The following is a 24,676-nucleotide window of genomic DNA, read 5'->3' on the forward strand; positions in this document are numbered from 1 at the left end:
CATGAGCATCGATGTCCCGGTACGCGGCGGACTGCTGCGCACCGGTGTCTGGGGGCCGGATGACCCCGGTGCTCCCACGGTCCTGGCCATCCACGGTGTCACCGCCTCCCACCGCACCTGGGCGATGGTGGCCGAGGCCTTGCCCGAGTTCCGATTCATCGCACCGGATTTGCGCGGCCGCGGAAGGAGCAACACGTTGCCCGGGCCCTACGGAATGCCGGTCCATGCCGAGGACCTGGCAGCCGTCCTGGACGCGCTGAAGGTGCCGCGCGCCGTCGTCGCCGGCCACTCCATGGGTGCCTTTGCCGCCTTGGTGCTGGCGAACCTGCATCCCGGACTGGTGCAGTCGCTGGTGCTGATCGACGGCGGACTGCCGCTGGATGTTCCAGCGGGACTCAGCGACGAACAGGTAGTGCAGGCCGTCCTGGGCTCCGCCGCAGAGCGGCTCGGGCAGCCGTTTGCCTCCCACGAGGAGTACCTCGGTTTCTGGCGCCCCCATCCCGCGTTCGCCGGACATTGGAACCCGCTGCTGCTGGACTATCTGGCGTACGACCTCCAGCCGCATCCCGACGGCGGTTTCCGCGCTGCAACCAGTTACGCAGCCCTGGCCGAGGATACTGCTGAACTTCACCGGGGCGCCGCACTGCTTCGTGCCCTCGAAGAGCTGGCTCATCCTGTGCAGCTGCTCCGCGCGCCGCGGGGTCTCTTCAACGAAGAGCCAGGCCTGTACGCACCCGGCTACGTTCAGCAATGGCAGCAGCGCCTGCCGTCCCTGGTGGTCACGGACGTCCCGGACACCAACCACTACACGATCGTCATGGATGAGCCGGGCGCAGGTTCGGTTGCCGGAGTCCTGCGGGAGCACTCCCGCTTCCCGGCCGGCGCTGAGCCAGGAGTCCCGGACGGGGTGGCCTAACCTGCAGCAGGGGCCGGTATCCGGCCCGCCCTTCCGGCCCGCCCTTCCGGCCTGCCCTTCCGGCCCGGCCGGGCGCCGGAGGCAGGACGATCGCGACACACCGCCGGCGCTCTCCCCGGCAGGTCGATCCGCTGGCTATAGTCGAAAGGCCGGTTCCCTGCTCCCCAACCCAAGGCCCTTTTCGATCCGGTAGTTAGACAAGGGCATGAAACGCTAATGATCACATTCGACAACGTCACCAAGGTCTATGACCGCAACTCCAGGCCGGCGTTGAACTCGGTCAGCTTTGACGTGGACCGCGGTGAGTTCGTCTTCCTGGTGGGAGCATCCGGTTCAGGCAAATCCACGCTGATCCGCCTTGTGATGAAGGAAGAGCACGCCACCCGCGGCACGGTGTACGTTGCCGGTTCCAACGTCGCGAAGATTCCCAGCTGGCGCGTTCCGCGCCTGCGCCGCGGCATCGGCGTCGTGTTCCAGGACTTCCGCCTGCTGCCCAACAAAACCGTCTTCGCCAACGTCGCGTTCGCCATGCAGGTCATCGGCCGCAGCCGCGCCGTGATCCGCGAGACCGTTCCCGAGGTCCTCAAGACGGTGGGCCTGGAAGGCAAGGACAACCGGATGCCGCATGAGCTCTCCGGCGGCGAGCAGCAGCGCGTGGCCATTGCCCGGGCGATCGTGAACAAACCGGGCATCCTTCTTGCCGACGAACCGACCGGCAACCTCGATCCCACCACCTCGCTGGGCATCATGAAGGTCCTGGACCGGATTAACCAGAACGGAACCACGGTGGTCATGGCCACCCACGACCACGACATCGTCAATGCCATGCGCAAGCGCGTGATCGAACTGCGCCACGGCAAGGTCATCCGCGATGAGCGGGAGGGAATCTACCTGGCGACGGCGATGCAGCCCATCGTTCCTGCGTCGGGCGAGCCCGACGCCGCCGCCGGCCCGGCCGGGAAAGAAGATCGCACCCCCGCCCAAGCCGGCGGTCTCTCCGGTTCGGAGGCCCCCGAATGAGGATGGCTTTTGTCCTGGGTGAAATTGGATCCGGAATCCGGCGCAACCTGTCGATGGTTGTCTCGGTCATCCTGGTGACGTTCGTGTCACTGACCTTCGTCGGCGCTGCCGGCCTGCTCCAGCTGCAGATCAACCAGATGAAGGGTTACTGGTACGACCGGGTGCAGGTTGCGGTGTTCCTGTGCGTGGGCAACGACGTCTCGCCGTCATGTGCCTCAGGCGCGGTGACAGACCAGCAGCGCAGTGCGATCGAAGCCAAGCTGAATTCGCCCGAGTTCAAGCAATATATCGACACGGTCCAGTTCGAAGACCAGGAAACTGCCCTGGGCCACTTCCGTGAGCAGTTCGCAAACTCTCCGATCGTTGACAGCGTGACGGCCGACCAGCTGCCGGAGACTTTCCGCGTTTCCCTCGTCGACCCGGAGAAGTACGAGGTCATCAACGAGGCGTTCTCCTCCATGCCCGGCGTCGAGTCCGTCAGCGACCAGCGGGAACTGCTGGAAAAGGTGTTCTCCTTCATGAACATCGCCTCCCTGGTGGCGCTGCTCATCGCTGTGCTGATGCTGGTCTGCGCCATCCTCCTCATCGCCACGACCATCCGGCTTTCTGCGTTCAGCAGGCGCCGTGAAACGGGGATCATGCGGCTGGTGGGCGCCTCGAAGGCGGTGATCCAGCTACCGTTTGTGCTGGAGGGCGTGATTGCGGCGCTCATCGGGGCCGTCCTTGCGTCGGGAACCCTGTGGGCCGTGGCGCACTTCTTCATCGGCATGCTGGCCCGCCAGTATCCCGCAACCGCCTTCATTTCCGCACGGGAAGTGCTCATGCTTAGTCCGGCCCTGTTGATTCTTGGTGCTTTGCTCGCGGGTGTTTCCTCGCTGCTGACGCTCAGACGGTACATCAAGGTTTAGAGTGTGGGCACTGGGACAGGAAAGATGAAAAACCATATGAATTGCTTTGCCAATGACTAGGCGCCGGGAGCGGCAGGGCACCGTTGCCGCCGCAGCCGCCGCCTCGGCGGGCGCTGCCAAACGTGCCGCCGCTGCAGGAGCAGCGGTGCTGCTTTCCCTTGCCCTTGCCCTCGGTGCGGTCAACGCGCCGGCTGCCGCAGATGAACTCAGTGACCGCAAGGCCGCACTTGAAGCTGAGCAGCAAAAGGTCCAGGAACAGTACGAGTACCTTGACCAGGACATTGCCAAGACGGTGGCGCAGCTGAACATCTACCAGAACCAGGAACTGCCCGCAGCGCAGGCCGTCCTGACGGAGGCGGAGGGCCGGGTCAGCACGGCCTCAGCGAAGGTTGGCGCGCTCACGGACCGCGTGGCCCTGGCGCAGGAGAGCCGCAACACGATTGCCGCCCAGATCGAAGAGGACCGGCAGGCCCTCGATGAAACGCAGAAGGTCATCGGGCAGATCGCCAGCCAGGCCTACAAGAGCGGGGGAGTGCCCTCCAGCCTCACGCTTCTTTTGGGTGCCGAGGGAGCGGAGAGCCTGACTGATTCGATGGGCATGGCCGGCCAGGCCCTGCGCGGCCAGAACGCCGCCGTCGAGCGCCTCACCCAGCAAGCTGCCACCAATGTGAACTCGGAGGCCCGCCTCGCAGCCGTGGAGGAGGAGATTTCCTCGCTCAAGGCGCAGGCACAGGAAGCACTGGAGTCCGAGCAGGCGGCCCGCGACGAGGCCGCTGAAGAGAAGTCCAAGGTGGACAGCCTCATTGCCAGCGCCGAGTCGCTGAACAATGAACTGGAGGCGAAGAAACCGGTCATCCAGGCCAAGTTGGCTTCGATCCAGTCCGAGCAGGCAGCCGTCCAGGCGGAGATCGCCGAACGGCAGCGGATCCTGCTCGAAGAAGCACGGCGCGCCGAGGAAGCCCGGATCGCCGAGGCCAACCGCCGCGCTGCTGAAGAAGCGGCTCAAAACAACCAGCCCCCGCCACCTCCCCAGACAGTGCAGCCCACCAACCCGTCCGCATTCGGACTGCGTTACCCTGTCAGCGCTCCGCTGAGTTCGGGCTTTGGCTGGCGTGCGACGCCGGTCGGCACCATCGATTTCAACGGCAGCGGCGGGTATCTGCACTCCGGGCTCGACTTCGGGGCCCGCTGTGGCACTCCGATCTACGCTGCGGCTGCCGGAGAGGTCTGGCGTTCGGACACCGGCGGCGGGGAAATGATCGGCACAGGAAACCGGATCGTACTCAACCACGGGGTCATCGGCACCAGTGCCCTGGCCACGAACTACTACCACCTGAGCAGCCGGCTGGTGAACGCCGGACAGTGGGTGAACGCCGGACAGCTGATCGGTTACGTCGGACAGACCGGTAATTCCTCGGGATGCCACCTGCACTTCGAGACCATGCTCAACGGCCAGCTGGTTAACCCGATGGGTTTGCTGTAGGCATAGAATAGGTGTTTTCGCATCTAACGAAGGAGTTGAACCGTGCCCAAAGAAAGTGGCCGTAAAGTGGTGGCCACCAACCGCAAGGCCCGGCACAACTACGAAGTCCTCGACACCTATGAAGCAGGCATGGTGCTGATGGGAACCGAGGTGAAGTCCCTCCGGGAGGGGCGGGCCTCCCTGGTCGACGGATTCGCCACGTTCTACAACGACGAGTTGTGGCTGGAAGGGGTCTACATTCCGGAGTACCTGAACGGAAGCTGGACCAACCACTCGGCACGGCGCCGCCGCAAGCTGCTGCTGCACCGCGAGCAGCTCGACAAGATTGCGCAGAAGACCCGGGAATCGGGGTTCACGATCGTTCCGCTCCAGCTGTACTTCCTGGACGGCCGCGCCAAGGTGGAAATCGCCGTTGCCCGCGGCAAGCGGGACTATGACAAGCGCCAGACGCTGCGTGAAAAGCAGGACAACCGCGAGGCTCTGCGCGAAATGCGTTCCAAGAACCGCGGAGCCTGATGAGCGGCACGTTCTGGGAAACGCAGCTCCAGGAAGACGAAGAATCCCGCGAAGGCCAGCCCCGGAAACCGCTCTGGGCCTGGGCCGTGACCGCCCTGGACCTGCTGGTTGTCGCAGCCGCGGCCCCGGTCGTCATTCTGGTGGCAGTGCCGTTCTTTGCCGTGTTCTACGTCTATCTTGCCCAGGTCCTGGTCTGGGCCAGTCCGGTCCTGCTCGGGGCGAATGCCGTCCTTTTCGTTTGGGCGTTCCGGCGCAAGTACGCCGGCATGACCGGCCTGGCTATCCTGTCCGTCCTGTTCGTTCTGCTGTCTGTCCTGCTGGTCATCCTGTGGGGTGCCCCGTTCACGGTGTTCGGAATGACGTTCTAGCGTCTATGCGTTATAGTTAACGGTCCGGCCGGTTGCGGGCGGACAAATCAGTTTGGTAACTGAATACGGGGATGACAGGTTTCGACGATGTTAGTCGCGACAGGTGAAGCGGGCCGAGGATGCAGGGTTATCTCGTAAACGCTCCTTGCAAACCAATAAGTGCCGATTCTAAGCGCACTGACTTCGCTCTCGCTGCCTAAGCAGCGGGCATAGTCCGTCAGACCGGGAATGCTCTCGTCCCGGATCCTGGCGTCATTTAGAGGGCCACTGCTGAGCACTTTCGCCGTTGGAGTGCTCGGGACTTTTAGACGGCTGGGCCCGGATCAGCCACTTGTTCACATGATGGCTGGGGCCGAGAAACTCCGACGTGAACTGCGCCCGGAGAAGCCCTGACAACACGACATCGGACGGGGGTTCAATTCCCCCCATCTCCACTTTGAAGCACCTCGGCCTTCGGGCCGGGGTGCTTTTTGTGTTGCTTTGCTTGCGGTGCGGTGCGGTGCGGTTCGGTTTGGCTTGATCCGGCCAGCACGGCTGGAGAACCCGGGACGGCGGCAACGAAAATCCCTGCTCGCAGGGCTCGCAGCGATTATTAAAGCCGCCTTTCCCCAGGTCCTCCGGCCTTGAGGACGTGGTGAGGGTTCCCAGTTCCATCAGGAGGCCAGGCTTCCCGGTATCGTGCGGCCCGCGGACGCCCGCTGTCCCGATGGACGGCAGTGACATTCACATCATGGCGCCACGGCTACCGCCTCGGCGGAGCCAAAAACTTCCGGCGAGCTGGTCAGCGCTCTTCCCGGCATCCCTGCCGGCGTCCAGCAGAGCTCGGCCGTCTGCAGCGATATCCACGATGGCAGCGTCCTGGAGGACAGGCAGTTGGCACCGGCCACGGCCAGCCCTTGGTAAGCTTGGAAGAAGCCCTTCGCCCGCCGCGCTGCCCACAGCAGTGTCCGGCTTCCGGTGCGGAGGCGCCCCTTTCCACCGCACCCACCACTGACCTGCTGCTCTCTGCGCGCTGTGCCCTTCGCACGTGCCGCCAAGCCGGAGCAGCTGCACGGTGCCCCACGCCCGCGGCGGGAAGACACGCAATACCGTAGGAGAAGCGCCACCCCCATGCAGTCCGCCCCCGCTGAATCGTCCGTAGAATCGCCCGCAGAAACCCACGAAGAATCGCCCGCAGAAACCGCCGAAGTTTCCCTCTTCGACCGCCGTTACGAACCCAACGTCGCCGAAGTCAACCAGCTGTGCGATACCCTCTCCGAGCTCAAGCCCGGCAGTGAAGTTCCCTACATCGATCCGCAGCATGACGTGGACGAAGCCCGGATCGTGAGCTTGTTCTCCAACAACGGCCCTGCCCACCCGTCGGGGTTCATCACCGCAGGCAGTGACGAGGCCGTCACCCGCCTCCTCGGCGTTCACTGGCAGGTGGGCCTGCAGCCCAAGTACGTCATGCCGTGGAACGTGCACCCCTGGTACACCCCCGGCGAGCCGCACACCAAGCTCACCAAGGAAGAAGTCCAGGAGGGCCTGAGGCCGCTGCTGCGTTTCCTGGCCCTCGTGCCGCGCGCCTCGGTGATCGTGGCACACGGCACGGAAGCCCAGCGCCTGGCTGCGGCCTTCCTGAAGACGGAGAACCGGATGATCTACCGGCGCAGCTTCAAGGTCTACAAAGCGCGTTCGGCCGAGGGCCGTTCGTTTGGTGCGACTGAGGAACGCCAGCAGGAATCACTGGCCGAAATGCGGATCGTCTACAAGGACGCGATGGCCCGCACCGGGCTGGCCGCTACAGGCCGCTAGAAAAGCCGGAGAACTAGTTTGCCCCGCTCACCGGAACATCGACGATTCCGGTGAAGCGGGAGCCCACACCTTCATATTCGCTGCGGACGCTGCCTTCAGGAACTGCGGGGAGCTCGCGGGCGCTGTGGTCTTCACAGGCCACAAAGGTGAAGTCCGGCCACCACTTCTTGGGCCGTGCAGTTTCGCGGAATCCGCAGACTTCGCATTCAAGGTGCACCCAGACGGGACGCTTGCCGGTCCGGTTAGCCCGCGACTGCGCCAGCCAGGCCGGGGGATTCGCATCCAGCGCGTCGAGGTCGGCCTGCTCCAGCCGCGGCGGTATGCCGTGCTTGGCGGCCATTTCGAGCGGGATATCAAGGAACTGTGCGGCCTGGCGTCGAGTAATCATCGCTTTAACGATACGGCAGGGCACGACGGCGGTGCGCCGCCGTCGTGCCCTGCCGTTTACCCTGGTGCTCCCTAGTCAGCCTCGGCGAAGGCCTTCCGGAGGTTGGCCTCCTGGTCCTTGGAGAGGTTGGTGGCGATCAGCGTTGCGCCGGGGAAGCTGTCCTTGAAGGCATCAAGGACGCGGTCCTCGACGGCGTCTGAGGACAGGATAAACAGGGCCGAGGTTCCCGGGGTGACTTCCTGCCGGATCTGCTTGATGAAGTTGTCATCAATCCCCACGTCCACCATGGAACCGGAGAGGGCGCCAATCGCCGCTCCCACCGCAGCTCCGATCAGCGGAATGAAGAAGATGAGCCCAAAGAGCAGCCCCCAGAAGCCGCCGCCGAGGGCGCCCGCTCCGACCGTGTTGTGTTCCTGGATGGTCCGCGGCTTTTTCTTGTCGCGCGGCCAGGTAACGATGGCCTCGTCCTGCACCGTGATCAGGTTCTGGGACTGCAGGCTGGCGAGTGTTTGTGTTGCCCGTTCTGCGGCGTCCGCGTCGGGGAATTTCCATACGGTAAGTGTTGCCATGGCAGATACTCCAAACAGTTGGGGTCCATGCACTGACCGCCGTGTACGGGGCACACGCGCGACCAGAGTAGGCGTCACGTTAGCCAGTTGACCGCCCGGTAATCAAGGAATTTGCCGGACCCGGGACAAGACGGCCCCGGACTGGCATTAGCACCTGTCTAACGTGTGCAGGCAGCCGTAAGCTTGGCCCCACGCACTGCCCGGAACACCGCCTCCGGGACACCGCTCACTGTCAGGAGCGTCAATGAGGGACAGTTCCCGGCCAGCTTGGTGGACCAACGCCGTTGTCTACCAGATCTACCCCCGCAGCTTCCAGGACACCACCGATGACGGCATCGGGGACCTCACGGGAATCGTCCAGCGCCTGGACCATCTTTCCGAGCTGGGGGTAGACGTCATCTGGCTGTCCCCGATCCATGAGTCCCCTCAGCACGATAACGGCTATGACATCAGCAATTACCGCAGGATCGATGCCGTCTTCGGTACGGAGGATGAATTCGATTACCTGCTCGCCGAAGTGCACGCACGGGGCATGAAGATGATCATGGACCTGGTCGTCAACCACACGTCCACGGAACATGAGGCGTTCAAGGTCTCGGCGTCGTCGCGGGAGAATATCTCGCGGGACTCATATCACTGGCGAGATCCGCGCGGTTCGTTCAAAGGCGGGGAGCCAGGGGCCGAGCCGAACAACTGGGGCTCCCTTTTCGGCGGATCGGCCTGGAGCTGGCATGAACTAACCCAGCAGTACTACCTGCACATCTTTTCCGCCCACCAGCCCGACCTGAACTGGGCCAGCACCCGGGTGCGGACCCGGGTCTTCGAAATGATGAACTGGTGGATGGACCGCGGCATCGACGGGTTCCGCATGGATGCCATCAACTACATTTCCAAGGACCAGCGGTTTCCGGACAGCATGATCCAGTTCGGCGGGGTGTGGGGGGACGGGGCGCCGTTCTATACCTCCGGCCCGCGCGTCCACGAGTTCGTCCACGAAATGATGCGCAAGGTATTTGCCGACCGGGACACTGACTACCTGGTCGTGGGGGAAACCACCGGGGCAACGGTTGAAGAGGCGCTCCTGTTCACCATCCCGGAGCGCGGGGAACTGGACATGCTCTTTCAGTTCGAGCACGTCAATCTGGACCACGGTCCCGGCGGGAAATGGGACCGGCGTCCGGTTCAGCTCCGGGACCTCAAGACCAGCTGGAACCGCTGGCAGCGGGGGCTCGAGGGCCGCGGCTGGAACAGCCTCTATCTGAGCAATCACGACCAGCCCAGGCACGTTTCACGCTTTGGGAATGACGGGGACTTTCGCTACGAGTCTGCGACGCTCTGGGCCACGCTTCTGCATATGCAGCGGGGCACACCCTTCATCTACCAGGGCGAGGAGATCGGCATGGTCAATGCCGATTTCTCCTCGATCGACCAGTACCGGGACGTGGAGTCCCTGAACTTCTATGCGGAGGCCACAGCCCGGGGGCGGTCACCGCAGGCCGTGCTGGAACTGCTGCGGCACGTCTCCAGGGATAACGCACGCACGCCCATGCAGTGGGATGCCGGTCCCCGCGCCGGGTTCAGCGGCGGCATACCGTGGATCGGCCTCGGTCCCCGCCACCGGGAAATCAATGTCGAAACCGACAAGGCCTCGGTGAAGTCGATTTTCCGGTACTACCAGGAGCTGATCCGCATGCGGCACGAGCTTCCGGTCGTCGCGCTGGGCACGTTCAACCTGTTGTACGCCAACCACCCGGCGCTGTTCGCGTTTCGCCGGACGCTCGGGGAGGTCAGCCTGAGCATCCTGGCCAATCCCTCATACCAGGAGCTCCCTGTCCCGCCGGACCTTCGGACGGGAAAGGTCCTGCTGGGCAACTACGGCGGGGAAGCGGATCCGGCAGTCCTTGCCCCCTGGGAGGCACGGGTGACGGACATCAGCGCGACAGGTTAGCGTTCTCCGACAAGGTTCCCCGGTAGAGCTCCAGCAGCCCCTGCATGCCCTTGCTCTCCATGGCTCGGCGCTGCCGATCGGACCCCGTCCCGGAGTCCCGGACTTCCGCGAGGCCGGCCTGCACCCATTCGGTGTCGCCTTCGGCATCCAACGCCTGCCCGATGAACTCCAGCATGTCCCGGACGCGTGTCCGGGCAGGTACCAGGTCTGCACTGACGGGATCCACCAGCATGCCGGCCATCCCTTCCCGGGCTGCCTGCCACATTGCCGCGTCCAGGAGCTCCGGCTCCGGATTCGGCCGCAGCACGTCCCGCTCGGCTTCTCCGACCGCAGTGGAAACGAGGCCGCGGACCAGTGCAGCCACAAGGACTGAGTCCCGCGCCCTGAGCTGGGCATCGCCGGCACGGACCTCCAGTGTGGGGTAGGAATCGGAAAGGCGGGCCATCCAGGTCAGGACACCGCGGTCGATGATGGCGCCGGTGGCCACCAGCTGCTGGATCCGGCGCTCGTAGTCGTCTGCGTCCTTGAAGGTCGGAGGGCAGCCCTGGACCGGCCAACGGCGGTAGTGCACCACCCGCCAGCTGCCGAAACCGCTGTCCCGGCCCAGCCAGTAAGGGGAGTTGCAGCTCAGGGCCACGATGGCAGGGAGCCACTCCCGGATCCGGTTAAGGGCCTGGACACCGGACTCCCGGTCCGGGATGGAAACGTGGACATGCAGGCCGTTCACAAACTGGTCACCGACGATTCCTGGTGCGCTGTCCTTCAGCTGCCGGTAGCGTTCCTTGTCCGTGAGCTCGGGGTAATGGTCCGCGATCAGGGGAGCAGACGCGGTACCGGCGGCAACCACGGAGGCTTTTCGGGCTGCGGTTTCCAGCTGTGACCGGAAATTGAGCAGGTACTCTTCCGCTTCCGTCAGCGTCGAGGAAACGGGCGTGGCCGTCTCGATCTGGCAGCTGAGCAGTTCACGCTGGATCTCGGTGTCGCTGACTCGTGGTGAACGGTGCAGGTAGCCCGCTACCTCCTCCGCCTGGTGCGACGGGAGTCCGGTCTCCGGATCCAGCAGCAGGTACTCTTCCTCGATGCCCAGTGTCGCCATTCAACCCTCCAGAATCTGTTCGGGGCACGCCGCCGCCTGCCGGCAGTGCCTGTTGAGAAGACTAGGGCCAAGTGGTGCACAGAATCCAAATGAGAAGCAGGCTGAGGTTCTTCTCGCAGGGTTAGACGGCGGTGAGGGAGCGCCTGAAGATGTCGGCCAGGCCGTTCCACCCGCCGTCGGCCGCTGCGGCCCGCTGCCGGGCGGCGCCCGTCCCCTCAATGGCCAGCCGCCGCACCCCGGCGGTGACAAACGCCAGGTCCCCGGCTTCTTCGAGCGCTGGCCGGATCAGGGCAAGGAGCGCATCCACCTGGTCCTGTGCAGAGGCAGATCCGCCCTGGACGTCAAGCAGCTGACCGCCCAAGCCGTACCGTGCAGCCTGCCAAATCCCGGCGTCGAGCAGTTCAGGGGACTGGACGGGAAGAGCCTCCCGGGCCAATGCGGTTGTCACCAGGCCGCGGATCAGTGCCGCCAGCAGAACCGTATCCCGAACCTCCAGCTGGGCGTCACTAATCCGTACCTCCACGGTGGGAAAGTGGTGCGAAAGCCGCGCTGCCCAGCCCACATGCCCGGCGTCCAGTACGACGTCGGTGGCCAGCAGCTGCTCCAGCCTCCTGTCATAGTCCGCAGCACCGGCGAAATGCGGGGGGCAGCCCTGCACGGACCAGCGCCGGTAATGGATCAGTCGCCAGCTGGCGAAGCCGGTGTCCTGGCCGCGCCAGAAAGGGGAGTTGGACGCCAGGGCCGCGACGACGGCCAGCCAGGGGCGCAGATAGTTCAGGGCTGCCACCCCCTTTTCGCGGTCCGGGACGGCAACGTGGATATGCATCCCGTTGAGGTAATGCTCGCCCGCTACGGCACCCGTGGTTTCGCCCATGAGGAGGTATCTCGCGGTGTCGCTGATTTGGGCCGGTGTGTCAGGGATGCGCGGTGCAGCGCCGGTCATCATGACGCCCAGGCCAGCCGCAGAGGCAGCGTCTGACAGCGCCTTCCGAGCCCGGGCGAGGGCGTCCGAAGCCTGCTCCAGGCTCTCGCAGATCTCTGTGGAGGTCTCGAGCTGGCACGCGAGCAGTTCTGTCGCACCGGAAAACCCCGGGACCAGCGCCAGGCTCTCCGCGAGTTCCGCCGCGCGGGCCGAGGGCATGCCGCTCTCCGGATCGACGAGCAGGAACTCCTCCTCAACGCCGAACGTGACCATGCACAACCCCTTCCGCAGCCGACGGCGTGCGCATCACCGGTCGGTCCAGTGTAGGGCAGGGGGCCAGCCCAGGGCAGGGCGGGCGCTGGATGGTATTGGAACTGGATCAGCCCAGAGCAAGCCATCCCAGCGGAACAGGGCCAGGGGAGCCGCTCAAGCCCTCGTTGCCCGCCAGGACAGGGTGAGGTACGGCAGCTCCAGGCTCTCCCCGTCAGCATGTCCGAGGTGCTCATGCAGGTACCAGTCCAGGTTGGCCAGCACCTTGGCGCGGACGTCCTCGTTCGCTGAAAGATAGTAGGACCGGGACTTGGCCAGCTCCTTGAGGTCCGCGGGTGTCATCAGCTGGGTCCAGGCCGTGGTGTGTGCTTCCTGCAGGCGGAGCGCAGGGCCCATCGGCGGGCGGAAGCCGGGGCGGAGCACATCACCGGCATGGATGATGCGAGCGAACCGGTGGACCCAGGGGACGCCCACGTCGAGCTGGTTCCAGACCAGGCCCGCGAATCCGCCTGGAACAAGTATCCGGGCGAATTCCTCCGCCGACGCCTCCGGATCGCACCAGTGCCAGGCCTGGGCAACGGTTACGGCATCGAAGGACCCGGCCGGGAGGCTGGTGGCTTCTGCCGTTCCGACGCTCACGGGAACCTGCGGCAGGGATTTGTGCAGCTGGCCCAGCATGTCCTCCGACGGGTCCACGGCATGGACGTCGAAGCCGGCTGCGGCCAGGGCCCGCGTGTACTTTCCGGTCCCTGCACCGACATCCGCCACGGTCACGTTGGACGGTGTCCGTGAACGCACTCCGGGAACGTCAAAAAGCCAGCGGACAGCCTCGTCCGGGTAGCCGGGACGGATCCGGTCGTAGTGCTCCCCTCCGCTGCGGTAGCTGCGGGCGAGCTCACGCCGCCGCAGACTGTCCAGGCGTGGTCCTCTCGCCGCCATCGGTACGCCCCTAGAAAAGGTCGTCAAGGTCCGGGTTCAGGCGCCGGAGGACCTCGTTGTGCAGCACCCCGTTGGTGGCCAGGGCATTTCCGCCGAAGGGACCGTCCTCGCCCTCAAGCGATGTGAAACGCCCTCCGGCCTCGGTGATGATGGGCACCAGGGCTGCCATGTCGTAAAGATTGAGTTCGGGTTCGCAGGCTATGTCGACGGCGCCCTCGGCCACCATGCAGTAGGACCAGAAGTCGCCGTAGGCGCGGGTCCGCCAGACGGACTCCGTGAGGCCCATGAACTCCTCCAGGTTTCCGCGCTGCTTCCACCCCGTGAGGCTGGAGTAGGAGAGCGAAGCGTCGTCAAGCTTGGAGACGTCGGATACACGCAGCCGGGTGGCGGAGGCGAGGGAGCGGCCCATGTATGCGCCGGTTCCGGTGGCTGCCCACCAGCGCTTGCCCAGTGCCGGTGCGCTGACGAGTCCCACGACGGGAACGCCGTCGTCGACCAGCGCAATCAGGGTGGCCCAGACAGGGACGCCGCGGACGAAGTTCTTGGTGCCGTCGATCGGATCAATGATCCACCGCCGCGGACCGGAACCGGTGGAACCGAATTCCTCGCCGAGGACGGCATCGCGGGGCCTCGCACGCGAGAGCTGTCCGCGGATGGCGTCTTCGGCGGCCTTGTCTGCATCGGTGACGGGCGTGAGGTCCGGCTTGGTCTCCACCCTCAGGTCCTGGGCCTTGAAACGGGACATGGTCTGGTCGTCCACGGAGTCGGCCATGACATGGGCGAGACGCAGATCATCGTTGTAGTTCTGAGCGAACGGCATACTTCAACTTATCGCTATTAACACCGCTGTGCCCACGTTTACGCAGGTGCCCGGCGTGTGCCCGCTGCGCAACTGCGCCTACTGGCTTCCCAGCTCCTTGGCATGGGCCCTGTTTTCGGTCCGCATCCCGGAGCCCAGCAACCGCCGCAGCGACGCGAGCCGGGCCGGTCCGGCAGCACCTGCCTGGCCGGATTCCACCCAGGCGTCGAGCCCGCAGTTCACGGATTCATTGTCATGGCGGCAACCGCGTTCACAGGCCTCGGTACCGGGCTCGAGGTCCGGGAAGGCGTTGAGGATGCGGTCCGGGTCCACGTGGGCCAGGCCGAAGGAGCGGATGCCGGGGGTATCGATAATCCAGCTTCCGGAGGGGGAGTCGTTGACTTTCAGTGCCAGGGCCGAGGAGGAGGTGTGCCGGCCGCGGCCCGTGACGGCGTTGACCCCGCCCGTGGCGCGGCGGGAACCGGTCAGGGCGTTCACCAGGGTGGATTTGCCGACGCCGGAATGTCCCACCAGCACGCTGACGCGGCCCAGCAGGTGTTCGTGGAGTGCCTCGACAGCGTTGCCTGCCAGCCGGGCGGAGAGGCCGTCATCCGATTCGGAGTCCACGCCGGTGTCTTCTGCCTGCGCCGTCCGGCTGATGATGACCTCCAGGTCGAGGTGCTCATAGTTGGCCAGCAGTTCAGCAGGGTCCTTGAGATCAGCCTTGGTGATGCACAGCAGCGGTGAAATTCCGGCGTCATAGGCGGCAACCAGTGCCCGGTCAATGAAGCCGGTGCGCGGCTCGGGATTCGCGGCCGCCACCACGATGACCAGCTGGTCAGCATTGGCAACTACCACGCGCTCCACCGGATCAGTGTCATCAGCGGAACGCCGCAGGAGGGTGGCCCGCTCATTGACCCGGACCAGGCGGGCCAGGCTGTCCGGGGCGCCGGAGACGTCACCCACCAGCGCTACCAGGTCGCCCGCGACGACGGGCGTGCGGCGGAGTTCACGCGCCCGGGCAGCGGTGACGATCCGCTCCTGGGGAGTGTCTTCGTCCACGATCGCGGTGTAGCGCCCGCGGTCCACGGTAATGATCCGTCCGGTCACCGCGTCCTCGTGCGCAGGGCGGTCCTTGGTGCGCGGCCGCGAGCCCTTTTTGTTCGGGCGGACCCGGACGTCGGATTCGTCCCACCCGCCGGTACCTCGTGCCACCGCTAGCCTTCCTGCGCAGTTCCGGCGGTGCCCGAAGGCCCGGCTGCCAATTCGGTCCACAGATCCGCGAACTCCGGCATGGTCTTGGAGGTGGCGGAGATGTCTTCCACGACCACCCCTGGAACGGCCAGCCCGATGATCGCTCCGGCGGTGGCCATCCTGTGGTCCGCATACGTGCCGAAGGTGCCGCCGTGCAGCGGTGCCGGCTGGATCCGCAGGCCGTCGTCAGTTTCCGTGACCGAGCCGCCCAGCCGGTTGATCTCAGTCTTCAGCGCAGCGAGGCGGTCTGTTTCATGGCCGCGCAGGTGCGCGATGCCCGTGAGGACCGACGGCGAGTCGGCAAGTGCACAGAGCGCGGCCACCGTGGGAGCCAGTTCGCTGGTGTCGGCGAAAACCCCTCCGCGGATCTTTCCGTCAGAGCGGACCGTCAGGACGCCGTCGGACAGTTCAGCCTCGGCTCCCATCTGCGGCAGGATCCGGCGCCACTGGTCGCCTACCTGGGTGGTGGTTTCCGGCCAGCCCGGGATCCGGACGGTGCCGCCGGTGACCAATGCTGCTGCGAGGAAGGGGCCGGCGTTGGAGAGATCCGGCTCAATGGCGACGTCGAAGGCCCGGATGGTGCCGGGGGAGACCTGCCACTGGTTCGGAACTGAATCGTCGACCTCGACGCCGCATTCGCGGAGGACCTGGACCGTCATGGCGATGTGGTCCAGGCTCGGCAGGTTCGCGCCGCTGTGGACCAGATGCAGGCCGTTGGTGAACCGTGCCCCTGCCAGGAGAAGGGCCGAGACAAACTGGGACGAGGCACCGGCATCGATCTCCAACCGGCCTCCGGCCACCTCACCGCGGCCGGCGACGGAGAAGGGCAGGGCACCCTGCCCGCCGTCGTCGACTTCGATTCCCAGGGCGCGCAGCGCCTCGATGGTTACGCCCATCGGACGTTGCCGGGCGTGCGGATCCCCGTCAAAGGACACTGTTCCGTTCCGCAGCGCGGCCAGCGGCGGCACGAACCGCATCACGGTTCCCGCCAGTCCGCAGTCAACATCCGCGTCCCCCGCGGCACCGGGGCTGAGCGGCTCCACCAGGAGGTCCGGACCAAACGGTCCCGACCCCGGCACCTGTGCAATTCCCGCCCCCAGGGCCTGCAGCGCCTGGACCATCAGGGCCGAGTCACGCGAATGCAGCGGGGCACGCAAACAGGACGGTCCGTCTGCCAGGGCCGCCAGGACCAGATATCTGTTGGTGAGCGACTTGGAACCGGGAACGCGGACCACTGCATCGACGGGGTCCTTGGGGGTGGGGGCCGGCCAGCCCTCTGTAACGGGCTGGAGCGCGGAGGGGGAAACCATGGTGCTTAGGAACCTGCTATATCTGAGGCTGCGCTGCGGACGGCGCGGTCCGCCTTGGCGAGCTGCTTCTTGGTTTGCTTGGTGACCTGCCGGGAACGCCGGCCGGCGTCTTTGCCGATGGCGCGGACACTGCGCCCGGTGTCGGACACCAGGTGCTCGGCGCGCCAGGCCAGCCCGGGGCGCCCGTTGGTATCCACTGCTGCCAGCAGGACGCCGCCGATCAGGGAGAGGTTCTTGAGCAGCTGGGTGCGCCTGTCCCTGCGGCCTTCAGCCGTGGTGGCGTCAGCGTTGCGGTATTCCACGAAGGTGTTGATGCCTGTAGTGGCTGCCAGCACCACGCCTGCCAGCCTGGAGAGCTTGCCGAGGCCGAGCAGGCCGGCGGCCCCAAGCTGGGTCGCGCCGAGGACACGGGCGACGGCGGCGGGATTGTCCGCCAGTCCGGCCGCTGACGGCATGCTCTTGCCGAGGCGCCGCAGGGTCGGGGCGAGCTGCTCACCGGTCGTCTCGGCGTTGCGCAGGCGCTCTACGCCGGCCGCGACGAATCCTGCTGCGAGGAGCGGGCGGGCTAGGGAACGGACAATCGTCATGCGTGCCTCCTTGTTGCGCCGGGGTCCGGCGTGCTGAACGGGATGATACGGCGGCGCAGCCAGGCGTGCCGTACGCAAACGGATAACCCCTAGTCTGGCACCTTTAAAACCCTTCTACATCTCGGCAGCCCGAGCTTCAAGAGCGGCGGGGAAGGAATAACCCCCGGGCGGCGCCGGTTATGGCTGGAGTCAGGGAAGAAACCCGGACCGCAACAGACGGCAATAAAGACGGCAATAAAGAAGGAGCAGGCACGGATGGTGAACGCAGTGCTGGATGACTCTGCCGTCTTGGCGGCCGGGCCCTCCGCCTTGCTGGCCGGCACACGCCCCTTACACTTGGACGTAATGAGAACTGATGTGCCGGAAGGCAGCCCACAAGTGGAAGATCCGGGCTTGGATGTCGCTGCTGAGTCTGAGCAGGCCCGCAAGCTGAGGTTTGAGCGTGACGCCATGCAGTATGTGGATCAGCTCTACTCGGCTGCCATGCGCATGGCCCGCAATCCTGCTGACGCCGAAGACCTGGTGCAGGAGGCCTACACCAAAGCCTTCTCCGCGTTTCACCAGTACAAGCCGGGAACCAACCTCAAAGCCTGGCTCTACCGCATCCTGACGAACACCTATATCAACCTGTACCGCAAGCGCCAGCGTGAACCGCTGCAGTCCAACTCCGAGGGAGTGGAGGACTGGCAGCTGGCCCGCGCCGCTGAACACAGCTCCTCGGGTCTCCGCTCAGCGGAAGCTGAAGCCCTGGACCACCTGCCGGATTCGGACGTCAAGAGCGCTCTGCAGGCCATTCCGGAGGAGTTCCGCCTGGCCGTCTATTTCTCCGACGTGGAGGGCTTCGCGTACAAGGAGATTTCCGAAATCATGAACACGCCGATCGGCACCGTGATGTCCCGCCTTCACCGCGGACGGAAGTTGCTCCGCGAGATCCTCGCGGAGTACGCCCACGAGCGCGGCATCAAAGCGAAGGTACGTCCGGCAGCCGCCGGTAACAAGAAACAGGGGAACACACTATGAGTGATTGCCAGAGCCTGGGCGATTGCGATGATGCACGCATCGAAAGGCTGTACGAGTACCTCGACGGCGCGCTCTCGCATGATGACCTCGTGGAGATCAAGGAACACCTGGAAGGCTGCCCGGAATGCGCCGAGGAGCATGACTTGGAGTGTGTCATCCGGTCGGTGGTGAAGCGCTCGTGCACCGAAGCTGCCCCCGAGACACTCAAAGCAAGCATCCTGGCGCGCATCAGCCAGATCCAGTCCGTGGACCACTAACCCGGCAAACAGAAAACCCCCGCGCCGTGAGGCTGCGGGGGTTTTCTGTTGTGCGCGTCAGACCGCGCAAACGTCCCGTGACTTAGGTGTTGGGACGCTTGCCGTGGTTTGCGCCGCCGCGCTTACGGTCACGACGCTTGCGTGCTCGCTTGCTCATGGCTGCCTCCTTCGATTCGCGTTCAAGTTCTGCCCTTCAGTCTCCCACACACTGTACCGATGGCGTAAATGCGGGCCCCGGACATGCAGCTGTCCAGGACGGCCCGGCTGTCCCCTAGGATGGAGCAACCAGCGACCTAAGGAGCTTATCCATGCGAGCCGTGTACGCCCAGTCCCAGTCCGACGGGGATCCGCTCAGCGGACTCGTCGTCGGTGAGCTCCCCGCCAGCCAGCCGGAACCGGGATTCCGCCGCGTCCGCGTCGTCGCCTCCGCGCTGAACCGGCACGATCTGTGGTCGCTGCGCGGCGTGGGACTGCCCGCCGACCGGCTCCCGATGATCTTGGGCTGTGACGGCGCCGGTGTGGACGACGAGGGCAACGACGTCATTATCCACTCGGTGATTTCCTCTCCCGGCTGGGAAGGCGATGAGACCCTGGATCCGCGCCGGACGCTGCTCTCGGAACGGTACCCCGGCACCATGGCCAGCGAAGTCTGGGTGCCCGAACGCAACCTGGTTCCGAAACCCTCGCAGCTGAGTTTCGAAGAGGCGGCTTGCCTGCCCACGGCGTGGCTGACGGCCTACCGCATGCTGTTCACGGTCTCACCCGCCGCTCCCGGGTCCACGGTCCTGGTGCAGGGGGCCGCGGGCGGGGTCGCGACGGCGCTGATTTCCCTGGCCTCGACTGCGGGGTACCGGGTGTGGGTGGCCGGACGGAACCCGGACAAGCTGGAGCACGCACGCCGGCTCGGCGCCGAAGCCGTGTTCGAGGCCGGTGCCAGGCTCCCGGAGCGCGTAGACGCCGTGTTCGATTCCGTCGGCGAGGCGACGTGGAGCCATTCCCTGAAGGCGCTGAAGCCGGGCGGAGCCCTGGTGACCTGCGGGGCGACGAGCGGGCCGAATCCGCCTGCGGACCTGAACCGCATCTTTTTCCTGCAGCTGAAGGTTCTGGGCAGCACCATGGGCACCAAGGCGGAACTGCAGAGGCTCATCGGTTTCCTTCTCGCCACCGGGGTCCGGCCGGAGATCGATTCGGTCCTCCCGCTGGAAGAAGCGGCCAAAGGATTCCGCCGGCTTCACGACGGCGAAGCCACCGGGAAGATCGTCTTCCGTCACTGAGCCCTTTGGCAGTGAGCAGTTGACGCAACAAGTAATGCAAGAAGGCGCCCGCGGAAACTGCGGGCGCCTTCTTGCATTGCTGAGCCGGAAGTGTCAGTTCATGTCCGGCAGGTCCAGCCAGCGGAACCAGCCCCGGTGCAGGACCAGCCACGCAATCAGCCCGTAGCCTGCCTGGCCGGGGGTGCCGCCGTTGGCAGCGAGGTCGGTGCGCCACTGCTCATGGTTCAGCAGCGGCGTCAGGGTGTCGACGTAGACGTGCTTGCGGCGCGTCGTGACGTCCCCAAAAGCAGCGGAAAGATCCGCCAGCTTCCGGTTGCGCTCCGCATCCAGGCCCGGGGGAGGACCTACGACCAGGACCTTGATGCTCATCTGGGCAGCGCCGTCCAGGATATTGGCCAGGTTCAACCGGCTGCGCGCCGTCGACAGTTCCAGATCAAGGTCGCGGTCCGAAAGGCCGATGACGAGGCGGTTCTCGCAGCTCTCATCGAACCTGCGGCCGGCTTCCATCAGCCAGCGGTTCGCCAGGGCTTCGGTGCCTTCGCCGGGAGCAGCAAGGCTGTATGCCTCGAGTTGTGCGGTCTCCGGCGTCGTACGGGCGAGCACACGGCCCAGCCAGCCCAGCGCGCGGGGGTCACCGTGTCCGGCGAGCAGTTCGTCACCGACCGCAGCGAGCCTGATTCTGCGTTGTTCCACGAGTTGCCTTTTCCATTTGACGGGATATCCAGAGAATGGATTGCGTTAAAAGCCGGGTGGGGCACCACCGGTGCCCCACCCAAACCTAGCCTACTATCGGCGTTCGAAGGCCTTCTTGACCAGGATGTCCTGCTCAACAGCGTGACGCTTGGCCGAGCCGGTTGCTGTCGACGCCGACGCCGGACGGGAAGCCAGCCGCAGCGGCCGGTCCAGTTCCTGCGGCAGGTTCAGGCCGATGAACGGCCACGGACCCTGGTTGGCGGGCTCATCCTGCGCCCACACAATCTCGGCGTTCGGGTACTTCGCCACGGCTTCCTTGATCTCGTTGACCGGCAGCGGGTACAGCTGCTCGACGCGGATGATCGCCGTCTTCTCATCATTGGTCTTCTGGCGGTTGGCCAGCAGATCGTAGTAGAGACGGCCGGAGACCAGGAGGACCTTGTCGACGGCGTTCGCATCCAGTTCGGCATGCTCGCCGATGACCGGCTGGAACGAACCCTGGGTGAATTCCTCCACCGAGGTAGCGGCGGCCTTCAGGCGCAGCAGCTGCTTCGGAGTGAAGATCACCAGCGGCTTGCGCGGCCGGCTGTACGCCTGCCGGCGCAGCAGGTGGAAGTGCGAAGCGCCGGTGGTCGGGTTCGCCACGATCATGTTGTCCTCAGCACACAGCTGCAGGAACCGTTCGATCCGGGCCGAAGAGTGGTCCGGGCCCTGGCCCTCGTAGCCGTGCGGAAGCATCATGACGAGCGAGGAGCGCTGGCCCCACTTCTGCTCGGCCGAGGAAATGAACTCGTCAATGATGGTCTGCGCGCCGTTGACGAAGTCACCGAACTGCGCTTCCCACAGGACGAGGGCATCGGGGCGTTCCACCGAGTAGCCGTATTCGAAGCCGAGGGCTGCGAATTCGGAGAGCAGGGAGTCATAGATCCACAGCTTGGCCTGGTTCGGATCCAGTTCTCCAAGCGGCATCCACTCGGCACCGGTTGCCCGGTCATGGAAGACGGCGTGGCGCTGGGTGAACGTGCCGCGCCGGGAGTCCTGGCCGGCCAGGCGGACGGGAACACCTTCCATAAGCAGCGAACCGAAGGCCGCAATTTCTGCGAAGCCCCAGTCGATGTTGCCCTCACGGGACATCTGCTCACGCTTCTCCAGGAGCGACTTCAGCTTCGGATGCACGGTGAAGCCCTCAGGGACCGCGACGTGGGCCTTGCCAATGTGCGCGAGGGTATCCGCGGAGATGGCAGTGCTGGACGGCGCGACGACGGTGGAGCCTTCCTGCTGGGCGGCAGGACGTTCCAGGTCGGAGACAGCCTCGGAATCCTTGGTGATGACCGGGATCGGCGAGGTCTGGGCGGCGTGCGTCTCGGCGAAGACACGCTCCAGGCGGCTCTGGTAGTCGCGCAGCGCCTGCTCCGCTTCTTCCTGGCTGATGTCGCCGCGTCCGATCAGGGACTCGGTGTAAAGCTTGCGCACGGAACGCTTCGCTTCGATCAGCGAATACATCATCGGCTGCGTCATCGAGGGATCGTCGCCCTCGTTGTGCCCGCGGCGGCGGTAGCAGACCATGTCGATGACGACGTCCTTGTTGAACCGCTGGCGGTAGTCGAAGGCCAGCTGGGCCATGCGGACAACCTGCTCCGGATCGTCACCGTTCACGTGGAAGATCGGTGCCTGGACCATCTTGGCAACGTCCGTGGCGTAAACAGAGGAGCGCGAGGACGTCGGGGCGGTGGTGAAGCCAACCTGGTTGTTCACGATCACGTGGATGGTGCCGCCCGTGCGGTAGCCGCGCAGCTGGGAGAGGTTGAGCGTTTCCGCCACCACGCCCTGTCCGGCGAAGGCAGCATCACCGTGGATGAGGATCGGCAGGACGGGGAATTCATCCCCGCGGTCCAGCCGGTCCTGCTTGGCGCGGACGATTCCTTCGAGGACCGAGTCGCCGGCCTCGAGGTGCGACGGGTTGGCGGCCAGGTAAACCTTCGTCTGGTTGCCGTTGTCCGACGTGAAGGTTCCCTCGGTGCCGAGGTGGTACTTCACGTCGCCCGAGCCCTGGACCGAGCGCGGATCCTGGGTGCCCTCAAATTCGCGGAAGACCTGGGCATAGGTCTTGCCGGCGATGTTTGTCAGCACGTTCAGGCGGCCTCGGTGGGCCATGCCGATTCCGACTTCTTCCATGCCTTCGTCCGCGGCACCGGAAATGATCGCGTCCAGCAGCGGAATCAGCGATTCGCCGCCTTCGAGGGAGAAGCGCTTCTGGCCGACGAACTTGGTCTGCAGGAACGTCTCAAAGGCCTCGGCAGCATTGAGCTTGCTGAGGATGCGCAGCTGCTCTTCGCGGGAAGGCTTGCTGTAGGGAGCCTCGAGACGGTCCTGGAACCAGTTGCGCTCTTCCGGATCCTGGATGTGCATGTATTCGATGCCCGCTGTGCGGCAGTAGGCATCCCGGAGGACGCCGAGGATCTTGCGCAGCTTCAGCATCGGCTTGCCGCCGAATCCGCCGGTGGGCCATTCGCGGTCCAGGTCCCAGAGGGTCAGGCCGTGGTTGAGGATGTCCAGGTCCGCGTGGCGGCGCTGGACGTACTCGAGCGGGTTGGTGTCCGCCATCAGGTGGCCGCGCACCCGGTAGGAGTGGATCAGCTGCTGGATGCGGGCAACCTTGTTGACCTGCTCATCCGGGTTGACCTGGATGTCGGGGCTCCAGCGGACCGGCTCGTACGGAATGCGCAGGGACTCGAAGACGTCGTCGTAGAAGTTCTGCTCACCCAGCAGCAGCTGGTGGACAATGCGCAGGAACTCGCCGCTGCCGGCACCCTGGATGACGCGGTGGTCATAGGTGGAGGTCAGCGTGATGACCTTCGAAATGGCGTTGCGGGCAAGGATCTTCTCATTGGAGCCCTGGAACTCCGCCGGGTACTCAAGGGCACCGGCACCGATGATGCAGGCCTGTCCCTTGGAGAGGCGGGGAACAGAATGAACCGTTCCGATGCCGCCCGGGTTCGTCAGGGAGATGGTCGTGCCCTTGTAATCGTCGGCAGTGAGCTTGCCGGCGCGGGTGCGCTTGACCAGGTCTTCGTAGGCGTGCCAGAACTCCGAGAAGTTCATGGTCTCGGCCTTCTTGATGTTCGGGACCACGAGCAGGCGGCTGCCGTCCGGCTTGGGCATGTCGACGGCGAGGCCGAAGTTGATGTGCGCGGGCTGGACAGCAACGGGCTTGCCGTCCACCTCGTCGTAGTACACATTCTGGGACGGGAACTGGGCCGCAGCACGGATGATGGCGTAACCGAGCAGGTGAGTGAAGGAGACCTTGCCGCCGCGGGCACGTTCCAGATGGCTGTTGATGACAATGCGGTTGTCTATCAGCAGCTTGGCCGGCACTGCACGCACGGTGGTGGCTGTGGGGACGCTCAGGCTGAGGTCCATGTTCGTGGCGATGGCCTTGGCCGGGCCGCGCAGGACAGTGACAGTGTCCTCTTCGGTCTGGGTGCTGGGCTTCGTCTTGGGGAGCTGTGCCGGGATGGGAGCGGGCTTGGCGGCTGCTTCGGCAGACTTGGGCTCGTCCTGGGGAGCCGAGGCTTCCTTGGCTACGGGCGGCTTGCCGGACTGCTGCGTGGCTGCCGGGGATTCGCCGGAGGCCTTGGGGGCCTGCGCCTCAGTCTGGACGACGGGAAGCTGGCGTGTTGCCGGGTTCGCACCGAGTTCGCTGGGCGGGGTCGAGCCGTTGCCTGAGGCAGATCCGCGCTCAGCCTGCTTCGCGTCCTCCGCCTTGAAGGAGTCGAAAATGCTCCACCACTTCTTGTCGACCGAGTTCTTGTCCTTGAGGAACTGCTCGTACAATTCGTCGACAAGCCATTCGTTCCCGCCGAATTCCTCCGGCAGGCGGTGGTTGGGTTGGTCTGGCACTAGTTATACGCCTCTTCCATGAGTTGCCGTTTGCCCTGATGGCACCATGATCTGAGCGTTTCCGCCTCAAGACTTGCTGGTGCGGCCCGGTGCGCAGTGACCGAGACTTGGTAGCAAGTCTAGTTACAGATCGACGGAAGTGGCCAATCTCCGCAGTGTGTGGATGTGTGATGCGACACATCCAGGTGTGGTGCAGCCGAAGTGCCGCACGCCCCGGAGGCTCCCGGTGCCGCGGAAAAGACATCTGGTGCCCGGGATCGAAAGCTGTAAACTGGAAATTCTATGGACAGCAACTCTAGGCGCCGGCCTGCTTCCACAGCTGCGGTTACCGCAGCGCGGACGCACAGAGCCGGCAACGACCGCACCCGATCACCCCAAGCTCCGGCCGCCTCATCGGAGCCTTCCAGTACGGCATCAGCCGACCATCCTCCGTCCGGCGGTTATC

General features: G+C 65.2%; 23 protein-coding genes and 1 other RNA gene. 12 read left to right on the forward strand and 12 right to left on the reverse strand.

Features of this window, described 5'->3' with window-relative positions:
* The first annotated feature begins 1 nt into the window (after position 1).
* The 8 genes from LOC59_RS04425 to LOC59_RS04460 all read left to right on the forward strand — a co-directional run bounded on the left by LOC59_RS04425 (position 2) and on the right by LOC59_RS04460 (position 7,005).
* Positions 2–916: an alpha/beta hydrolase gene (locus tag LOC59_RS04425; RefSeq protein ID WP_229970714.1), complete on the forward strand. Its 915-nt coding sequence runs from the start codon at positions 2–4 to the stop codon at positions 914–916.
* A 216-nt stretch (positions 917–1,132) separates the two neighbouring features.
* Positions 1,133–1,936, forward strand: coding sequence for a cell division ATP-binding protein FtsE (ftsE, locus tag LOC59_RS04430; RefSeq protein WP_227915388.1), 804 nt, complete (start codon positions 1,133–1,135; stop codon positions 1,934–1,936).
* The gene (gene ftsX / locus LOC59_RS04435) at positions 1,933–2,844 is read left to right on the forward strand and encodes a permease-like cell division protein FtsX (protein WP_227894540.1); all 912 of its coding nucleotides are present in this window, start codon (positions 1,933–1,935) and stop codon (positions 2,842–2,844) included. The genes ftsE and ftsX overlap by 4 nt, the downstream gene beginning before the upstream one ends.
* Positions 2,845–2,896: 52 nt before the next feature.
* Positions 2,897–4,327, forward strand: coding sequence for a M23 family metallopeptidase (locus LOC59_RS04440; protein WP_227894541.1), 1,431 nt, complete (start codon positions 2,897–2,899; stop codon positions 4,325–4,327).
* 42 nt (positions 4,328–4,369) lie between these two features.
* A complete protein-coding gene (smpB, locus tag LOC59_RS04445) occupies positions 4,370–4,843 on the forward strand; it encodes an SsrA-binding protein SmpB (RefSeq protein WP_227894542.1) in 474 nt (157 codons plus the stop codon).
* Positions 4,843–5,211, forward strand: a complete 369-nt coding sequence (locus LOC59_RS04450; RefSeq protein ID WP_227915387.1) for a hypothetical protein — start codon at positions 4,843–4,845, stop codon at positions 5,209–5,211. The genes smpB and LOC59_RS04450 overlap by 1 nt, the downstream gene beginning before the upstream one ends.
* Before the next feature lie 67 nt (positions 5,212–5,278).
* Positions 5,279–5,648, forward strand: a transfer-messenger RNA (tmRNA) gene (gene ssrA / locus LOC59_RS04455).
* Between the two features lie 673 nt (positions 5,649–6,321).
* Positions 6,322–7,005, forward strand: a complete 684-nt coding sequence (locus LOC59_RS04460) for a uracil-DNA glycosylase (protein ID WP_227915386.1) — start codon at positions 6,322–6,324, stop codon at positions 7,003–7,005.
* A gap of 13 nt (positions 7,006–7,018) precedes the next feature.
* Here LOC59_RS04460 and LOC59_RS04465 read toward each other — a convergent pair whose 3' ends face one another.
* Positions 7,019–7,393 carry a hypothetical protein gene (locus LOC59_RS04465; RefSeq protein ID WP_229970715.1) on the reverse strand — a complete coding sequence of 125 codons (375 nt, stop codon included), beginning with the start codon at positions 7,391–7,393 and terminating at the stop codon, positions 7,019–7,021.
* A gap of 71 nt (positions 7,394–7,464) precedes the next feature.
* Complete coding sequence (locus LOC59_RS04470; RefSeq protein ID WP_227894594.1) at positions 7,465–7,962, reverse strand: DUF1269 domain-containing protein; 498 nt, start codon at positions 7,960–7,962, stop codon at positions 7,465–7,467.
* Between the two features lie 244 nt (positions 7,963–8,206).
* Between LOC59_RS04470 and LOC59_RS04475 the strand changes: the two genes are divergently transcribed.
* Positions 8,207–9,910 carry an alpha-glucosidase gene (locus tag LOC59_RS04475; protein WP_227894595.1) on the forward strand — a complete coding sequence of 568 codons (1,704 nt, stop codon included), beginning with the start codon at positions 8,207–8,209 and terminating at the stop codon, positions 9,908–9,910.
* On the opposite strand, the gene LOC59_RS04480 is transcribed toward LOC59_RS04475, so the two are convergent.
* From LOC59_RS04480 to LOC59_RS04510, 7 genes are all read right to left on the reverse strand, one after another.
* Entirely contained in the window at positions 9,894–11,006 is a 1,113-nt protein-coding gene (locus tag LOC59_RS04480; RefSeq protein WP_227894596.1) for a carboxylate-amine ligase, read from the reverse strand. The two genes, LOC59_RS04475 and LOC59_RS04480, sit on opposite strands and share 17 nt — an antisense overlap.
* Before the next feature lie 121 nt (positions 11,007–11,127).
* Positions 11,128–12,201, reverse strand: a complete 1,074-nt coding sequence (locus tag LOC59_RS04485; protein ID WP_229970717.1) for a carboxylate-amine ligase — start codon at positions 12,199–12,201, stop codon at positions 11,128–11,130.
* Positions 12,202–12,354: 153 nt separating this feature from the next.
* Positions 12,355–13,137, reverse strand: a complete 783-nt coding sequence (locus LOC59_RS04490) for a class I SAM-dependent methyltransferase (RefSeq protein WP_227894598.1) — start codon at positions 13,135–13,137, stop codon at positions 12,355–12,357.
* A 10-nt stretch (positions 13,138–13,147) separates the two neighbouring features.
* Positions 13,148–13,957, reverse strand: a complete 810-nt coding sequence (gene hisN, locus LOC59_RS04495; RefSeq protein ID WP_229970719.1) for a histidinol-phosphatase — start codon at positions 13,955–13,957, stop codon at positions 13,148–13,150.
* 78 nt (positions 13,958–14,035) lie between these two features.
* Positions 14,036–15,151, reverse strand: coding sequence for a ribosome small subunit-dependent GTPase A (rsgA, locus tag LOC59_RS04500; protein WP_229970721.1), 1,116 nt, complete (start codon positions 15,149–15,151; stop codon positions 14,036–14,038).
* A 2-nt stretch (positions 15,152–15,153) separates the two neighbouring features.
* Positions 15,154–16,500 (reverse strand): 3-phosphoshikimate 1-carboxyvinyltransferase, encoded by a 1,347-nt coding sequence (aroA, locus tag LOC59_RS04505; protein WP_229970724.1) that lies wholly within the window; start codon positions 16,498–16,500, stop codon positions 15,154–15,156.
* 5 nt (positions 16,501–16,505) lie between these two features.
* Positions 16,506–17,087, reverse strand: a complete 582-nt coding sequence (locus tag LOC59_RS04510; protein WP_227894602.1) for a DoxX family membrane protein — start codon at positions 17,085–17,087, stop codon at positions 16,506–16,508.
* Between the two features lie 255 nt (positions 17,088–17,342).
* Between LOC59_RS04510 and LOC59_RS04515 the strand changes: the two genes are divergently transcribed.
* Together LOC59_RS04515 and rsrA are read left to right on the forward strand one after the other, a co-directional pair.
* Positions 17,343–18,107: a sigma-70 family RNA polymerase sigma factor gene (locus LOC59_RS04515; protein WP_442860563.1), complete on the forward strand. Its 765-nt coding sequence runs from the start codon at positions 17,343–17,345 to the stop codon at positions 18,105–18,107.
* A complete protein-coding gene (rsrA, locus tag LOC59_RS04520; protein ID WP_227894604.1) occupies positions 18,104–18,364 on the forward strand; it encodes a mycothiol system anti-sigma-R factor in 261 nt (86 codons plus the stop codon). Before LOC59_RS04515 ends, rsrA begins: the two co-directional genes overlap by 4 nt.
* 82 nt (positions 18,365–18,446) lie before the next feature.
* Here the strand turns inward: rsrA and LOC59_RS16850 are convergent, their stop codons facing one another.
* Positions 18,447–18,521, reverse strand: coding sequence for a 50S ribosomal protein bL37 (locus LOC59_RS16850; RefSeq protein ID WP_369299106.1), 75 nt, complete (start codon positions 18,519–18,521; stop codon positions 18,447–18,449).
* Positions 18,522–18,672: 151 nt separating this feature from the next.
* On the opposite strand from LOC59_RS16850, the gene LOC59_RS04525 reads away from it, so the two are divergent.
* Positions 18,673–19,638: a zinc-binding dehydrogenase gene (locus LOC59_RS04525; protein WP_229970728.1), complete on the forward strand. Its 966-nt coding sequence runs from the start codon at positions 18,673–18,675 to the stop codon at positions 19,636–19,638.
* Between the two features lie 93 nt (positions 19,639–19,731).
* Here the strand turns inward: LOC59_RS04525 and LOC59_RS04530 are convergent, their stop codons facing one another.
* The gene (locus LOC59_RS04530; RefSeq protein WP_227894606.1) at positions 19,732–20,331 is read right to left on the reverse strand and encodes a GDSL-type esterase/lipase family protein; all 600 of its coding nucleotides are present in this window, start codon (positions 20,329–20,331) and stop codon (positions 19,732–19,734) included.
* 93 nt (positions 20,332–20,424) lie between these two features.
* Positions 20,425–24,231, reverse strand: a complete 3,807-nt coding sequence (locus tag LOC59_RS04535; protein ID WP_227894607.1) for a multifunctional oxoglutarate decarboxylase/oxoglutarate dehydrogenase thiamine pyrophosphate-binding subunit/dihydrolipoyllysine-residue succinyltransferase subunit — start codon at positions 24,229–24,231, stop codon at positions 20,425–20,427.
* Between the last annotated feature and the right edge of the window lie 445 nt (positions 24,232–24,676).

The sequence above is a fragment of the Arthrobacter sp. zg-Y916 genome (assembly GCF_020907385.1).
In the GTDB taxonomy this organism is placed as follows: domain Bacteria; phylum Actinomycetota; class Actinomycetes; order Actinomycetales; family Micrococcaceae; genus Arthrobacter_B; species Arthrobacter_B caoxuetaonis.

Excerpts from the sequence above, each read along its gene's own strand:
- LOC59_RS04425 (WP_229970714.1), top strand. The coding sequence starts at position 2 with ATGAGCATCGATGTCCCGGTACGCGGCGGACTGCTGCGCACCGGTGTC.
- ftsE (WP_227915388.1), top strand. The coding sequence starts at position 1,133 with ATGATCACATTCGACAACGTCACCAAGGTCTATGACCGCAACTCCAGG.
- ftsX (WP_227894540.1), top strand. The coding sequence starts at position 1,933 with ATGAGGATGGCTTTTGTCCTGGGTGAAATTGGATCCGGAATCCGGCGC.
- LOC59_RS04440 (WP_227894541.1), top strand. The coding sequence starts at position 2,897 with ATGACTAGGCGCCGGGAGCGGCAGGGCACCGTTGCCGCCGCAGCCGCC.
- LOC59_RS04450 (WP_227915387.1), top strand. The coding sequence starts at position 4,843 with ATGAGCGGCACGTTCTGGGAAACGCAGCTCCAGGAAGACGAAGAATCC.
- LOC59_RS04460 (WP_227915386.1), top strand. The coding sequence starts at position 6,322 with ATGCAGTCCGCCCCCGCTGAATCGTCCGTAGAATCGCCCGCAGAAACC.
- LOC59_RS04465 (WP_229970715.1), bottom strand. The coding sequence starts at position 7,393 with ATGATTACTCGACGCCAGGCCGCACAGTTCCTTGATATCCCGCTCGAA.
- LOC59_RS04470 (WP_227894594.1), bottom strand. The coding sequence starts at position 7,962 with ATGGCAACACTTACCGTATGGAAATTCCCCGACGCGGACGCCGCAGAA.
- LOC59_RS04475 (WP_227894595.1), top strand. The coding sequence starts at position 8,207 with ATGAGGGACAGTTCCCGGCCAGCTTGGTGGACCAACGCCGTTGTCTAC.
- LOC59_RS04480 (WP_227894596.1), bottom strand. The coding sequence starts at position 11,006 with ATGGCGACACTGGGCATCGAGGAAGAGTACCTGCTGCTGGATCCGGAG.
- LOC59_RS04485 (WP_229970717.1), bottom strand. The coding sequence starts at position 12,201 with ATGGTCACGTTCGGCGTTGAGGAGGAGTTCCTGCTCGTCGATCCGGAG.
- LOC59_RS04490 (WP_227894598.1), bottom strand. The coding sequence starts at position 13,137 with ATGGCGGCGAGAGGACCACGCCTGGACAGTCTGCGGCGGCGTGAGCTC.
- hisN (WP_229970719.1), bottom strand. The coding sequence starts at position 13,957 with ATGCCGTTCGCTCAGAACTACAACGATGATCTGCGTCTCGCCCATGTC.
- aroA (WP_229970724.1), bottom strand. The coding sequence starts at position 16,500 with ATGGTTTCCCCCTCCGCGCTCCAGCCCGTTACAGAGGGCTGGCCGGCC.
- LOC59_RS04510 (WP_227894602.1), bottom strand. The coding sequence starts at position 17,087 with ATGACGATTGTCCGTTCCCTAGCCCGCCCGCTCCTCGCAGCAGGATTC.
- LOC59_RS04515 (WP_442860563.1), top strand. The coding sequence starts at position 17,343 with ATGGTGAACGCAGTGCTGGATGACTCTGCCGTCTTGGCGGCCGGGCCC.
- rsrA (WP_227894604.1), top strand. The coding sequence starts at position 18,104 with ATGAGTGATTGCCAGAGCCTGGGCGATTGCGATGATGCACGCATCGAA.
- LOC59_RS04525 (WP_229970728.1), top strand. The coding sequence starts at position 18,673 with ATGCGAGCCGTGTACGCCCAGTCCCAGTCCGACGGGGATCCGCTCAGC.